Raw genomic sequence first — 15127 nt, forward strand, 5'->3', positions numbered from 1 at the left:
GCGCCTGTCGCACCGTTTCTAACGGGCAACGCGCCGTTTTTTTCCACGTTCTCGAGATGGCCCATCCGCGCGGCTTCCTCGCTTTTTCTCCCGCTTAACCGGTAGCGGCGGCTCTTCCGTTAACTGCACCGGCGTCGTATCCGGTTCTTTTGTCAGCATTTTAATGCATGCCGCCACCAACGAAACCGAATCATGTTCCTCCAATAGCTCTTCAGCAGCCCGCTTATAAAAAGACAAGTTTTCGTTTTCCACTACATTCACCAATTTTTCCACCGCAATGCGCTGCTGCCCTTCAAGCGCTTCATCCAATGTCGGCGGCTTCATGCGTTCCATTTTCCGCTTTGTCGTCCGTTCAATATTATGAAGCTGTCCGATTTCCCTTGGTGTCACAAACGTCATTGCAACGCCCGTTTTCCCCGCTCGGCCGGTGCGGCCAATGCGGTGAACGTAGCTTTCCGGATCTTGCGGAATATCAAAATTGTACACATGCGTCACACCGGAAATATCCAGTCCGCGTGCAGCTACATCCGTGGCGACCAAAATCTCGATCGCTCCTTCTTTAAATTTGCGCAACACAGAGAGACGTTTCGCTTGGCTTAAATCGCCGTGAATCCCTTCCGCTGCATAGCCGCGCAAATTTAACGCTTCCGCCAATTCATCGACGCGCCGCTTCGTCCGCCCGAACACAATTGCCAGCTCCGGCGCCTGAATATCTAATAAACGCGTTAAAATATCGAATTTCTTTTTTTCCTGCACTTCGAGGTAATATTGTTGAATATTCGGAACGGTCATTTCTTTTGCTTTTACTTTTACGAGATGTGGATTATTCATAAACCGCTCGGCAATGCGGCGGATCGGTTCCGGCATGGTCGCCGAAAACAATAACGTTTGCCGCTGTTTCGGAACATTGCTTAAAATCGCCTCAATATCGTCAATAAATCCCATATTCAGCATTTCATCCGCTTCATCGAGCACCACCGTATGCACCTGCTCTAACCGCAGCGTCTTGCGGTTGATATGGTCGATAATTCGCCCCGGTGTCCCGACAATAATGTGCGGATGTTTTTTCAACGCGCGAATTTGCCGTTCAATATCCTGTCCGCCATAAATCGGCAATACGCGTACTCGTTTGACGGCGCCGATTTTATATAGTTCTTCCGATACTTGAATGGCTAGCTCACGCGTTGGAGCCACGACCAATCCTTGCACTGCTTCGTTTTTCACATCCACTTTTTCAATAAGCGGAATGCCAAACGCCGCTGTTTTCCCGGTACCGGTTTGCGCTTGTCCAATCACATCTTTATTTTGCAAGCTTAACGGAATCGTCTTCGCTTGAATCGGGGTCGTTTCTTCAAACCCCATGCGGCTGATCGCCTTCATTAATTCATTGCTTAATCCTAACTCTTGAAATGTCGTCAATGTTATTCAAACTCCTTTAATAATCCTTACTGATCAATATAAAATAAAAATGTTTTGACAGTTATCATACCATTTTCATCTGTCATTTTCAATCATTACCATTTTCCCATAAAAACTTTTCGACTTCGGCAAACAATAGGTGACGGTCTGCGCTATGGCAGACATGATGATAAGATTCGGGCAAAAATAATAGTTTCTTTTTGGATGAACCAATCTTTTGGTATAAATAATGGGCGCTTTTTGGTGGAACAATCCCATCCTTTTCTCCCTGCACAATCAGCACCGGGACATGAACATAGGGCAGACGCGGCCGGACTTCATTGACTAGCTTGCGAAATTCTAATACAGCAGCAATCGGCGTGGACCGCATCTTATTTTTATAACGGATAAACAGCGGATGTTCGCCAATGCGCCGCCATCCGTTGCGAAACATATCAAGAATGTCCCTCCATAATTGGATTGGATTTACATAATAAAATGCGGCGCTTAACAGCACTAACTTATCAATGCGATATTTTTCCGCTAAATAGACGGCGATCACTCCGCCCATCGAAAAACCGATGACATATACCGTTTCACACTCGGCCATTAACGCTTGCAGCTCCCGTTCCGCCGCTTGAAACCATTGATCATACGTAATTCCCTTCAGCCGCAGCTCTTCTCCGTGACCGGGAAGAGTGGGGGTTTTGATCATCCAATCCGTCCGCTTTCGCAAATACTCTGCCAGCGGAGCGACTTCATCCGGGCTTCCCGTAAATCCATGTATACATAGACAGCCGATCATGATTATCACCGTTTCCTAAAAAATCAAAAGCGGCGATGGACAACGCCGCTTTTATTTTTCACCGTTGTTTTCATTTTACACCATGATCCTGTTATTGCAAATCGCAAAGCAGCTCTTCTAATTTCATCCCACGGGAAGCCTTTAACAAAACCACATCACCTGAAGAAACGATGGTAAGCAAATCGTTCACTAATGCTTTTTTCTCATCGTATGCGTTCACCCGTCCGTCCGGGAAAAACGGCGCAGCTGCCAATGCGATATGGCGCGCCAGCGGTCCATAGGTGAAAACATAATCGACCATTTCCGGGCGAAGCATCTCGCCAATTTCGTGATGAAACGCTACTTCTTGGTCACCGAGCTCCAACATATCGCCTAACACCGCAATTTTTTTCGTATATCCTGTCAATTCCCCGAGCAGCCGCAAAGCCGCCTTCATGGAAGTAGGGCTGGCATTGTACGCATCGTTAATGATCGTAAAACCATGTTTCGTCTCGATCAACTCCATGCGCATGCGGGTAACCTCTAAACGGGCAAGCGCTTCTTGAATGCTCTCCCAGCTGACACCAAAAAAGCGGGCCACCGCAATGGCCGCCAGTGCGTTGTAAACATGATGCTTCCCTAAAATCGGAATAAACAACGTTCGATCTGGAAGCTGGTTGATCGTAAATGTCGTCCCCTTCGCTTCCATCCGCACCGCATACGGATAATAATCGTTTTTCGCTTCTTGGCCAAACGTTATGACATGTTCCGGCAGCGGCAAACTCGGCACACGGCTTGTCAATAACGGCTCATCGCCATGATAAACAAACAGGCCGTTTTTGCGCAAGCCAGATAAAATTTCCAATTTCGCTTGTGCAATTCCTGCACGCGAACCTAATTCTTGCAAATGGGATTCCCCAATGTTCGTAATAATCCCCGCATCCGGCTCAGCGATGTTGGACAAAAGTTCAATTTCGCCAAAATTGCTCATTCCCATTTCGACGACCGCCACTTCCGTATCTTCCGCTAAGCGAAGAAGCGTCAATGGCACGCCAATATGGTTGTTTAAATTTCCTTCTGTTTTTTGCACCTTATAAGAGGTGGCTAATAGCGCCGCTGTCATATCTTTTGTCGTTGTTTTGCCGTTGCTTCCTGTAATGCCGACCACTTTTACATTCAGCTGTCTGCGGTACCGGTGAGCCAAGCGCTGCAGCGCGCGCAACGTATCATCAACAACAATCACTGGAGCGTTTTCCGGCGGATTTCCTTCCGTTTCCGACCAAAGCACCGCACTGGCACCTTTTGCAAGCGCCTCTTGCACAAACGCATGCCCGTTAAACTTATCCCCTTTGAGCGGAACATATAGATTGCCTTGCTGAATCGTCCGCGTGTCGGTCGAGACACCGCTGATCGTGACATCCGCAAATTCATCGGCCAACCCGCGGCCATCCGCCATCGCTTGTATCTCCTTTAACGTGCGAGTGATCATCTTTCTCCACCTTCTTTATTTCTCAAACGTATACGTGATCGTTTGCTTTTCTTCGTGCCGCTCGATTGCTAGCTGAATGAGGCGCTCAATTAATTCTGAATACGGAACACCGCTATGTTTCCATAGCAATGGGAACATGCTGTATGGCGTAAACCCCGGCATCGTATTGATTTCGTTAATATACACCGTGCCATCTTCCGCTAAGAAAAAGTCGGCGCGGACAAGCCCGGAAAGATCGAGCGCTTTAAAGGCGGTAATCGCCATCTGCTTGATCGTTTCATACTGTTCTTCTGTCACTTCTGCCGGAATGATGAGTTCTGTATTGCCGTCTTCGTATTTCGCTTGGTAATCATAAAATTCTTTTTTTGGAATAATTTCTCCCACCACCGAGCAAATCGGTTCATCATTGCCGATCACGCCGATTTCGATTTCACGGCCGACAATCGCTTCTTCCACAATAATTTTCCGATCATACTTAAATGCTTCGATAAAAGCTGCTTTCAAATCGGCGCGCTGTTTGCATTTCGTAATGCCGACGCTTGATCCAGCGTTTGCCGGCTTGACAAAACAAGGGTAGCCGAGTTTTTGCTCGACCTGGTCGTACGCCCCTTCTTCATCTTTACTCCAATCCCGCTTCGTAAACGATACGTATTTCGCCTGGCGCAGTCCGGCTTGGGCAAATAAGTTTTTCATCACCACTTTATCCATGCCAACCGCTGAGGCAAGCACGCCGTTTCCGACATATGGAATATTCAAAATCTCAAGCAAGCCTTGTACGGTGCCATCTTCTCCATTTGGCCCGTGCAATAATGGAAAAATCACGTCGATGGCTGTTTCCGATTCCTTGTTGTCATCCGTTACCGAAGGAGACGGATTCTTACCATCCGCTAATGTCGGCACTTGGTTCAACGCTACCGGTATCATCGCTTTCGCATCCGACTGGAACTGCAGCTGCTTCACTTCCGTGATCGTTCCTGTCAACCGCTCTCCTTTGATCCATTGTCCTTCGACGGTAATATAAATCGGAATGACATCAAATTTATTTTTATCAATGGCGTTCATGACCGCCATCGCCGTCGATAACGATACGTTATGTTCCGGCGATTTGCCGCCGTATAAAATCCCGACTCTCGTTTTCATGTAGGTTCCTCCTCTTTGCTTCCATCGTTCCTATTTTAACACGTTTCACGCGCAATCGTATGGTATTTTTATATGAGCAATACAGGTTGTTTCGCCACTTCAAAAACAGCAAAAACACCATCTAACCGATTCGTTAGATGGTGAAATCGCTATTTTCGGAGGGCACGGTATGATCCTTGGCACATCGTCGCCACTATCTCTTCTAATGCGTCTTGGGCCGTTTTTTCTATCTTCGCAAAATAATCGTGCACCCGACGATAAAAGCGGTTTTTCTCAACTTCATCTGTAAGCACATGAAAGATTTTTTGCTCGTAATGGTGAAGGCCAGACAAATTATAAACCAACCCTTGTTTTTCAAGATACTGCAAATTAATTTGTTCCTGACCAGGTAAATAATCCATCGTAAAAATCGGCAATTGTTTATGCAATACTTCGCTTACCGTCACACCGCCCGGCTTTGTGATCACCGCATCGACCTCGTTATATAAACGATTCATTTCGTGTGGGCTAGATATATACGGGAAAGGACGGATATGCGGAAGCTCCCAGCTGGCAATTTCATCATAAAGTTTTTTGTTCGCTCCACATAGTACAGAATAACGAAATAAATGGGAGTTTCTTGCCTTTTTTAGAAAATCGATCATATTTCCTAATCCTTGGTTTCCGCCTGCCAATAGTAAATGAAATGGACGTCTTTTTCTTTTTATCTCTGGATGTTTCGTCATAAACACTTCATGGACAGGAATTCCTGTCACGATAATTCGCCTTTCATCAATACAATATTTCGTCATCAATTCCCGTTTTGCGTCGGCATGTGGGACAAAGTGGTAATCGATATTGCGCTTTCCCCACACACTATTAATAAAAAAATCTGTATAAACGTTGATCACTGGTATGCGAATCACTTTCTTCCGCTTAAGCCGCTGCAAAATGCGAGAAGGAAAGGAATGGGTGCAAATAATCAACTCCGGCTTTTCTCTTTCTAACATTTTTTTCATTTTACTTTCAAAGTAAGGAAGCCATGGCTCGAAAGAAACGAATTCCAACCGGTGAATATCATGATACATGAACGTCTTATAAACACGGTGGTACGAAGCGGGATGAGAGCGAATCCAGCGCAAATACATTTCCGATACCATTTTTTCCATCAATTCATTACAATAGCTTAAAAAATCGATTTTTTTGCAAAGTACATATGGAAACTGCTTTCGCAGAAAATCAATCAACGTATCGGCTACCTTATGATGTCCTGTATTCATTTGGAACAGCGGTAACACAAGAATTTTCATCATCGTTAGCTCCCTTAGTTTTCAAAAGATTTTTTGCGCATTCGCTGCCCAATCCATGCTGCAAATAAAAACAATACAAACAACGCAAACCCAATCAGCGGAAAATAAAACAACGGAATTTGTATATGCTGTCCGAGCAGCATCCCGGCAAGCATAACGGGAACAATCCACGCCGTTGCTCCAAGCGAAGCAAGCAATAAAAACAAACGAAACGGAAAGTGAATAACCCCTGCCATATACGGAGAAATTTGCCGAACTCCCGGAATGTAATAGCCGAACAAAATACCCCACTTTCCATAGCGATGAAACAGCTCTCTTGCCCGCTCCCACTTTTCTTCTTTAATGCCTACATACTTTCCGTATTTTTGAATAAATGGCGCGCCAAAAAAACGCCCGATGCTATAAGCGATGATCATCCCTATGATCACGCCGCACCAGCTGGTGATAATACAATATTCCCATACCAACTGTTGCCTGGCAATCACAATGCCAAGAAAAAATAATAAACTCTCTTCTGGCGCGGGAATGCCGACAATACCAAAAAACAAAAACAGAAAAATGATGACATATCCGTACGATTGCACATAAGACATAAGAATATCTGTATCCATACATCCCCCATATTACATTGATGAGATTTGTTTATTAGTTTGCGCGTTCATAAATTCTGTAATCGTCACCCAATGCATCTTTTTTGCCTTTTCTTCACTTAGCAATAATTCCAATGCTTCCAGCATTTGTCCAGGTGCATGCTTGTGAGCACCAAGCGTATCACCATTGTCATGCAGAACGATAATAGCCCCGCCCTTCATACTACGTTGAAGGCGGCGGAACAATTCCATCTTGCCAAGCCTTGCATTCCAATCACCAAGAATGTATGTCCACATCACCGTAATATATTTCTTTTGCACAAGCGGGGTAAACAAATTAAAATGTCCCCAAGGCGGACGATAATAGATGGGCCGCTTTCCAATAATCTGTTCAATAATATCTGCTGATTTTTGCAATCCTTTTTCCAAAAAAGGAGGAAGTATAAGCCAATTGCTGATATGCCGGTAATTGTGCACCCCGATTTCATGACCTTCTTCATGCATCCGTCTGACAATATCAGGATATTGTTTTGCTTTGTGTCCGACTACGAAAAACGTCGCTTTCACTTGATGTTTTTTTAATAAATCTAACAATTTTGGTGTATAATACGGGTCAGGACCGTCATCAAACGTCAAAGCAATATTATTCACGGACGCTCCCTCGCAATAAATACGAAACCGTTTTTTTCGAATAACGATTGTTGGAACGATGCCATATAATAGTATCCCACCAATAAGGCAAGCCAAAATAATCCACAGCATCGTTTTCACCTCTTTATTTGTACTTTACCAATATTTCTTTTCTTTGAAAATAGAAAAAATAAACAGATTTGAATCTATCACCATATCAAAACAAGCCATATATTATATTTACAGACTAAACATTATATAACACGTTAATAAAAATTAAAGAAGAAAATGATGAAAATTTGGTGAAACACGAGAAACTGGTTCTTTAAGTGTATACGTAAACAACACTGAACGGTTTCGCGTTTTCACACATGAAACGGAAAGTATCTGCTATAATACAATACGATACATGGAAAAAAGCTAATAAGCTATTGCATCATGCTGAAAAAGACAGGTGATCAATGTTGAGCAAAAAAATTATCCTTACCGGCGGCGGCACGGCCGGACATGTCATGGTGAACGTCGCTCTGATTCCGAAATTGAAAGAACAGGGCTGGAGCATTGCCTATATCGGTTCTCACCAAGGCATTGAACGGGAAATTATCACAAAAATGGACGGTGTGCCGTACTTTCCGATTTCAACAGGGAAATTGCGCCGCTATTTCGACTGGAACAACTTTAAAGATCCATTTAAAGTCTTGAAGGGTATTTGGCAAGCATACCGCATCATCAAAAAAGAAAGGCCGGACATCATCTTTTCCAAAGGCGGATTTGTGTCCGTGCCTGTCATCATCGGTGCGTGGTTAAGCGGTGTGCCGTCCATCATTCATGAGTCGGATATTACCCCAGGACTGGCGAATAGAATCGCGATGCCGTTTGCGACCAAAATTTGCGTCACATTCCCGGAAACAATACGCCACGTCAAGGAAGAAAAAGGCGTCTACGTCGGTGCAGTCGTTCGTCAGGAATTAAAGCGGGGGGACGCTGACAAAGGGCGAAAGCTTTGCCAGTTTGAAAAAGGAAAGCCTGTTCTTCTCGTCATGGGCGGAAGTCTAGGCTCGAAGCGGATTAACGACGCGTTGCGCGCCAATTTGCAAACGCTTCTTGCCGATTTTCAAATCGTGCATATTTGCGGAAAAGGAAATATAGACGCCAAATTGGCGAATAAAAAGGGTTATAAGCAGTTTGAGTATGTTCATGAAGAGCTTCCTCATCTGATGGCGATGGCTGACATCGTCTTATCACGCGCCGGCGCCAACTCGATTTTTGAGTTTCTCGCCTTGCGCAAGCCGATGCTTCTCATTCCTCTATCAAAAGAAGCGAGCCGCGGCGACCAAATTTTAAATGCCCGCTCTTTCAAAAAATCGGGCTACGCCGAAGTGTTGATGGAAGAAGACTTAACGAACGAATCACTGCAAAGCGCTATTTATCATCTTTACCAAAACAAAGACCGCTACCAGCAAAACATGGAGCGATCCGATGCGGGAGATGCGTTGGAAAAATTGTTGTCGCTGATTGAGGAAGCAAGGAAAAATTAAGTAAAAAAAGATGAGAGGTTGACTCAAAAGGTTGTTGCATCAACCTTTTGAAGTCAACCTCACAAAGCAACTTCATCCAACCAAATATAACCAAATAATAATCCAAAGTATGAATTGTTTCAATGTTGTTGGTACCGTATATCTATCCAATTTTTAATACCTTATTAAAATTTTAAAATTTATATATTTTTATATTTCTATATTTTTATATATTTCGAAGATTTTTTATTTAATTAAAAATCTGAATAAATTTTTTTGTAATAATTTTTAGTTTGTCCATTATTGTACCTATTGAACAGAATAACGCGGTATTTTCCCTTGCTAATGCGAAGTATTAAGAGGGGTTAATCTCGAATAAAAATTATATTTCTATTGTTTTTTTAGTAGAAATATGATAAAATTTGCGTAAAGTCAAAGTATTTGATCTTTAATAGTCGAATGATAGAAGGGAAGAATCTGTTCCAACGTAAAAATATATATACATGTATAAGATCCTTAACGTCCAAAAAGAGGTATGGATTTCGTTGAATCTTTGTGTGGATGGTACGTAGTTTTTTGATAGCGTTAACATAGCTGTATTTAAGATATAGATATCCCGACTATCAAGTTTTGATTTAGCCAGGAAGATTCACAAGTATTTTTTATTTGAATGCCAAGAAAGCGCTTTATAGAAAGCGCTTCACCATATATTAATTACTCAAAGGAGGAATTTGTCATGACAACAACAGCAACTGAGTTAAGTCCAAGATTAGTAGAATTTTTAAAAGGTGTTAAAAAATTATACATCAATGGGGAATTTGTCGATTCCGTTTCCGGGAAAACGTTCCAAACATTTAACCCTGCTACAGGTGAAGTATTAGCAACTGTTTCCGAAGCGGTTGCAGAAGATATCGATTTAGCTGTTAAAGCAGCTCGCGAAGCATTTGATAACGGTCCTTGGAGAAAAATGGGCACTGCGGAACGCAGCCGATTGATCTATAAATTAGCTGACCTGATGGAAGAGCATCAATTAGAGCTAGCACAGCTAGAAACTTTAGATAATGGTAAACCATTTATTGAAACATCAAAGGCTGATGTTCCTTTAGCTATTGAACACATCCGTTATTACGCTGGTTGGGCTACAAAGATTGTTGGACAAACCATTCCTGTTCAAGGCAATTACTTTAACTATACTTTACACGAACCTGTTGGAGTGGTAGGGCAAATTATTCCTTGGAACTTCCCGTTATTGATGGCGGCTTGGAAATTGGGCGCTGCTTTAGCAACGGGATGTACAATCGTGTTAAAACCAGCTGAAAATACTCCATTATCCGCTTTGTATTTAGCTCAATTAATTAGTGAAGCCGGATTCCCTAAAGGTGTAATCAATATCGTGCCAGGCTTTGGTCCAACTGCTGGACAAGCACTAGTAGATCATCCGTTAGTGGATAAAATTGCGTTCACTGGTTCTACTAATGTAGGTAAATCTATTATGAGATCTGCTGCGAATACATTAAAACGCGTGACTCTTGAATTAGGCGGCAAATCTCCTAATATTATTCTTCCAGATGCTGACCTTTCAAAAGCCATTCCAGGGGCTTTAAGAGGAATTATGTTCAACCAAGGACAAGTTTGTGCTGCTGGAAGCCGTTTATACGTCCAAAAGAAAATGTATGACAATGTAGTAGCTGATTTAGCATCTGCTGCAAAATCAATTAAACTAGGTAATGGTTTAGACCCGGATACTACAATGGGTCCACTTATTTCAGCACAACAACAAGCTCGTGTAAAAGGTTACATTGACAAAGGAATTGAAGAAGGCGCGGAACTCGTAACCGGTGGAACGATTCCATTTGAAAAAGGATACTTCGTTTCTCCAACCATCTTTGCAGATGTCGATCACAGTATGACCATCGCCAAAGAAGAAATTTTTGGACCAGTTGTTGCAGCAATGCCATTTGATGATATTGATGATCTAGTTAAAAAAGCGAACGACAGCATTTATGGCCTTGCGGCTGGCGTTTGGACTCAAGACTTGAAAAAAGCTCACCTAATTGCTCATAAGCTGCAAGCTGGAACAGTATGGGTAAACTGCTACAACGTCTTTGACGCTGCTTCTCCATTTGGCGGTTATAAACAATCAGGTATCGGCCGCGAAATGGGTAGCTATGCTTTAAACAACTATACCGAAGTGAAAAGCGTCTGGATCAATATGAACTAATGAAAAAGCCCGTCGAGTTTTTCCGACGGGCTTTCAGCTTGTCGACAAGCTGAAATGTCCTACAAAGTATCTACTTTCCAACAAAAAAACAGAAGATAAGCCTTACTATCTTCCGTTTTCAACAGTTGTAAATATATAGTATAATAGGAAGGCAATAGTACGGGAAAACTCAAGGGTGGGTCGGCATTGTACCCCTTTATATGCAGAAAGGGGGTGATGCCGATGACAGTGTTTGAAGCGTTAATGTTTGCGATAGCTTTCGCAAGTCTCATCGTTTCAATACTGTCTTACAACCAAAAGAAATAATCCACCCTTGAGTTGTCGGAGCTACGGGTGGATTATTTCTGCCCTACTGCCGATCCCCCTTGCAGGGAACCGTTCTATTGCAGGACCAAGGGTGTTGCAGCACCCTTGGTCTATTTTATTTATACGAACCTTCTGTATATATTATACATGATTAGTGTCGTAAAATGAAGGCTTATGTTTGATGTTGATCAAGCCCTAACGATTGTGTAAAATTTCGCTCTCAGTCCATTGAACTTGGATCACCGGAAAACAAAATCATTTTTTGCCGTTTTCTTTTTATACAAATTTCGGGATCTAATCCAGTTCCCTCCTTTTATAGATACTTTCCACATGAATTTAGAATGCTTGGTAATTTAAAGTCCTTCAAACACTTTCTCCATTTCATCTATCACACGCCCCATTGTCACTACGATTATAAAAAATAACCTTTATCGTGTGTCCGGGGCTAATGAGTAAAAACCCTATTTTTATTTCACGTAGAAACTAATGATATTCATGCCATTGTATTGTCCTTAGATCATCATATTGTTCATCTTTAGAAAAACCATAGTAATATTTTGGCTTTTTATCGGCAGAAAGAGCTATTGGGTTGATATCTCTTTCATTAAACTTCCCTTCCCAGTAAAAAATCTCGATATTCCCTAGATGCATTGGACGCAAAAATCTTTCTCCGTCCGGACCAGCTTCAACATAAGCCGGTAAGGGGAGCGTATTTTTCTTCCCGTAATAAGGAGAGCTTGCCCGTTTTCGCAAAACGCGCCGATGGTGTGTACTTCCCCAAGATCGACTCCGACGGAGGAACCCTGTTTGTACGCTTCGGCCTTTTGTCCATCTTCATATGTCACGGCCAAATAAAGACCTTGATCCCAGCAGCATTCGATTTCTTTGATCGTTCCTTTTGGCAGACGCGACGCATACACGACGATCGGCTTTTCCCGTTTTCCGTGATGAATGCCCATCGACAGTTCGATTTTTCCGTTTTCATACACTTTGAAATCGTCTTTCGCCCATTTCGTTGGGAAGTGCTTCTTTTTCTTGTAGGGGTAGCGGGCAGGATGTCCTTGCTGGATCGCGTGGTGAGCAGATTGTCTTGCAAAGAGGTATTTGTGGCAGACTGCTTGAATCGATTGGCTGTGAAGATGGAACTTCCTTTTCGTTTGTTTTTGCAGTTCGCTTTTGGTGATCCAGCGCCCATGCTGGAGAAAGTGTTCTTTGGCTAAACGGAGGCATTCATTCCAAACCACGGGCAGATTCGCGATTACAGGCATACAATCGGTCCAAATCCGCTTTCGATGCTCGGAAGAACACTTTTGGCCACGAAGCACGAGCATTTCCTTCTTTCTTTGTTTGATGGATGGTTTGATTATAGCACATACGTTCGTTTTTAGGAATCAAAAACTTCCCGATTCCTCTCCCTCCTTCACTCCGTTTAAAGGAAGGCAGACTTCTCGGGAAAAATGTTAAAAATTCTCCAACTCATTTCCGAGGATAGGACAAACGCAGAAATTAGCGAGCTGTTAAACATCAGCAGAAGAACGGTCGAACACCACGTATCTTCGATTTTACGAAAATTGGATGTCGACTCGCGGGTTGGAGCGGTCGTCAAAGCGATGAAGCTAAAATTGATTGAATAATAACAGCCCGAAGGAGATGGTTCCATCGGGCTGTTTTGTATGGAAAAACATTTTAGAAATAGACGATATAAATCAGCAGCGCCAAAACAATGCGGTACACCGCAAATGGTACAAGGCGGATTTTGTTAATGAGTTTTAAGAAAAAGCGAATGGAGATAAGCGCAAATATAAACGCGCTAATAAAGCCAGCGATGAAAAACGGAATATCGGCTGCCGTCACGTACTGCCAGTTTTTTAACAGCGACAAGCCACTTGCGCCGGCCATAATCGGAACAGCCATAATAAACGTAAAATCAGCGGCCGCTTTGTGGCTCATTCCTGACAGTACACCGCCGGAAATTGTCGAGCCGGATCGGGAGAATCCTGGCCATAAGGACAAACACTGAAAAAGACCGACGATGATCGCCTGCTTATATGTAATTTGATCAACGGTTTGCGCCTCTGGCTTCTTTTTGGCCAATACATCGGCGACGATCATTAACAACGCTCCAAGCACTAACCCGATTAGCACGGTCGCTGTCGAAAATAAGTGTTCGTCAATATAATTCTCCAATAATACCCCTAATACCCCCGCCGGAATGAGTCCGACAATCACTTGCGTCAGCTTCAGGCGCGGCTGTCCATCCCGATGGCGTCCGCGCAGCCCAAGCAAGTCGATAAAACGGTCTTTAAACACAACAACGGCAGCGAGAATGGAGCCGAGCTGAATAACGACTTTAAAAGTGTTTGCCGCATACTTCCCTAAAAATTCCTGCGATTTCAGCCACGTATCATCGACAATAATCATATGGCCTGTCGAGGAAACCGGGGCAAATTCTGTTAATCCTTCAACCATTCCTAAAATGATCGCTTTAATAATCGTAATAATATCCATTGCCAAGCATTCCTTTCTCTTCAAAAGATAGCCTTCTTCATGACAACATGCGGTTCCATCAATGTCACTTTTATATTTATACTAGAAAAAATTCATTTGATGATCGATCTATTTTTCAGAACGTTAAAATTCAACCTGTTTTATTGTACTACAAAATTTTTCTGCCTACCACCATAGAAACGATGCGAAAAATCCAAATAGCCAAATGAAGATTATATATAAATTATACCCGTGGTGCTAGTTGAGTTTTAACACTCAACTAGCCCAAGAACAACAAGGGAGTAAGCCAGTAAAATACCATCCAGCGCCGTTTCAAATCCAGAAACCGAGTTCGCTCGAATCTCGGTGATCCGATACGAATCGACTAAAATCGAAAACACGGTTTCCACCACTTTACGTTTTCGCTTCATCCACTGTTTCCATGCGTCCGATTGGCGAATTCGCTGATTTTTTCGAACGGGCGTCCAAAAAGCGACCCGGTGCTCTTCGTACAGCTTCTTTTGCAGCTTTTGGCTGATATACCCTTTGTCACCGAGGTTATACGGATGTGGAATTTGCGTCATGACGGTTTCAGCGGCCACCCGGTCGTGACAAGACGCTTCGGTGACAACATATCCCATCGGAAGCCCTTGGTCGGTGACCTGCAGGTGAAGTTTCAACCCATAGAAAGTGATCCTTTTGGAAGCACAATAGCCAATATCGGCAATTCCACGGAATCGTTTGACGCGATGCATTCGAGCTGAATGACACAGCTCGATCGGCAAGCTGTCCACGACCGCATACGCATGGTGTTGCCCGCGCTTGGCCAACTGGTGTCGAATCCACTTGATCGCAAAGCTAAGCGCTCGGCAGCGACGGTTGTACCGAGAACGCTCAGGGAACAAGGCCTTGGGAAACAAATTCCCAATCACAAACCGGTGCCAAGCCCGTTCGGAAGTGAAGCCCAACAACTTTCCAAGGACATGGATGGTGATGATGACTTCGTCTTTCTGTTTCAACAAATGACGATTTCGACGTTGAAGATGAATCTGGATACTCGATAGTTGAGCCGATACAAAAAGCAAAATCGATGCATATTGTTTTTGAAGTTTGACACGATCTGTTGTAAAATGAAAGTGCTCTTGCATGGGAACTTCTCCTTTTGATGTTTGGTTGCACTTTCATTTTAAGGAGATCCTCATGCAAGGGCTATTTTTATGCTTGTCTGATTTTATCTAGCACCACGGGTAAATTATATATAATAAAGATTAAGAAA

At 43.2% G+C, this 15127-nt stretch carries 13 protein-coding genes and 1 pseudogene; 4 read left to right on the forward strand and 10 right to left on the reverse strand.

Features of this window, described 5'->3' with window-relative positions; all coding sequences use genetic code 11:
* Nucleotides 1-18: 18 nt before the first annotated feature.
* The 7 genes from cshA to BDD39_RS00260 all read right to left on the reverse strand — a co-directional run bounded on the left by cshA (nucleotide 19) and on the right by BDD39_RS00260 (nucleotide 7452).
* The gene (cshA, locus tag BDD39_RS00230) at nucleotides 19-1419 is read right to left on the reverse strand and encodes a degradosome RNA helicase CshA (RefSeq protein WP_166907123.1); all 1401 of its coding nucleotides are present in this window, start codon (nucleotides 1417-1419) and stop codon (nucleotides 19-21) included.
* 88 nt (nucleotides 1420-1507) lie between these two features.
* Complete coding sequence (locus tag BDD39_RS00235) at nucleotides 1508-2203, reverse strand: alpha/beta hydrolase (protein WP_166907125.1); 696 nt, start codon at nucleotides 2201-2203, stop codon at nucleotides 1508-1510.
* A gap of 91 nt (nucleotides 2204-2294) precedes the next feature.
* Nucleotides 2295-3671, reverse strand: a complete 1377-nt coding sequence (locus tag BDD39_RS00240) for a UDP-N-acetylmuramoyl-tripeptide--D-alanyl-D-alanine ligase (protein WP_166907127.1) — start codon at nucleotides 3669-3671, stop codon at nucleotides 2295-2297.
* A 15-nt stretch (nucleotides 3672-3686) separates the two neighbouring features.
* Nucleotides 3687-4811, reverse strand: a complete 1125-nt coding sequence (locus BDD39_RS00245; RefSeq protein WP_166907129.1) for a D-alanine--D-alanine ligase — start codon at nucleotides 4809-4811, stop codon at nucleotides 3687-3689.
* Between the two features lie 149 nt (nucleotides 4812-4960).
* Complete coding sequence (locus tag BDD39_RS00250; protein ID WP_166907131.1) at nucleotides 4961-6103, reverse strand: MGDG synthase family glycosyltransferase; 1143 nt, start codon at nucleotides 6101-6103, stop codon at nucleotides 4961-4963.
* An 11-nt stretch (nucleotides 6104-6114) separates the two neighbouring features.
* The gene (locus tag BDD39_RS00255) at nucleotides 6115-6711 is read right to left on the reverse strand and encodes a DedA family protein (protein ID WP_166907133.1); all 597 of its coding nucleotides are present in this window, start codon (nucleotides 6709-6711) and stop codon (nucleotides 6115-6117) included.
* A 12-nt stretch (nucleotides 6712-6723) separates the two neighbouring features.
* Complete coding sequence (locus tag BDD39_RS00260) at nucleotides 6724-7452, reverse strand: polysaccharide deacetylase family protein (protein WP_166907135.1); 729 nt, start codon at nucleotides 7450-7452, stop codon at nucleotides 6724-6726.
* A gap of 332 nt (nucleotides 7453-7784) precedes the next feature.
* On the opposite strand from BDD39_RS00260, the gene BDD39_RS00265 reads away from it, so the two are divergent.
* From BDD39_RS00265 to BDD39_RS16705, 3 genes are all read left to right on the forward strand, one after another.
* Nucleotides 7785-8858: an undecaprenyldiphospho-muramoylpentapeptide beta-N-acetylglucosaminyltransferase gene (locus tag BDD39_RS00265; protein WP_208404308.1), complete on the forward strand. Its 1074-nt coding sequence runs from the start codon at nucleotides 7785-7787 to the stop codon at nucleotides 8856-8858.
* Nucleotides 8859-9573: 715 nt separating this feature from the next.
* The gene (locus tag BDD39_RS00270) at nucleotides 9574-11058 is read left to right on the forward strand and encodes an aldehyde dehydrogenase family protein (RefSeq protein WP_166907139.1); all 1485 of its coding nucleotides are present in this window, start codon (nucleotides 9574-9576) and stop codon (nucleotides 11056-11058) included.
* 222 nt (nucleotides 11059-11280) lie between these two features.
* A complete protein-coding gene (locus BDD39_RS16705; protein ID WP_223812257.1) occupies nucleotides 11281-11364 on the forward strand; it encodes a putative holin-like toxin in 84 nt (27 codons plus the stop codon).
* A 641-nt stretch (nucleotides 11365-12005) separates the two neighbouring features.
* Here the strand turns inward: BDD39_RS16705 and BDD39_RS00280 are convergent.
* Entirely contained in the window at nucleotides 12006-12689 is a 684-nt protein-coding gene (locus tag BDD39_RS00280) for a hypothetical protein (protein WP_243845959.1), read from the reverse strand.
* A 135-nt stretch (nucleotides 12690-12824) separates the two neighbouring features.
* Between BDD39_RS00280 and BDD39_RS00285 the strand changes: the two are divergent.
* A pseudogene (locus BDD39_RS00285) lies at nucleotides 12825-12998 on the forward strand (response regulator transcription factor); the annotation flags it as partial.
* A gap of 52 nt (nucleotides 12999-13050) precedes the next feature.
* On the opposite strand, the gene BDD39_RS00290 reads toward BDD39_RS00285, so the two are convergent.
* Together BDD39_RS00290 and BDD39_RS00295 are read right to left on the reverse strand one after the other, a co-directional pair.
* Entirely contained in the window at nucleotides 13051-13872 is an 822-nt protein-coding gene (locus BDD39_RS00290) for an undecaprenyl-diphosphate phosphatase (RefSeq protein ID WP_166912181.1), read from the reverse strand.
* 248 nt (nucleotides 13873-14120) lie between these two features.
* Entirely contained in the window at nucleotides 14121-14999 is an 879-nt protein-coding gene (locus BDD39_RS00295; protein WP_166907142.1) for an IS982 family transposase, read from the reverse strand.
* Nucleotides 15000-15127 lie beyond the last annotated feature (128 nt).

This window comes from Saccharococcus thermophilus (assembly GCF_011761475.1).
Classification (GTDB): Bacteria; Bacillota; Bacilli; order Bacillales; family Anoxybacillaceae; genus Saccharococcus; species Saccharococcus thermophilus.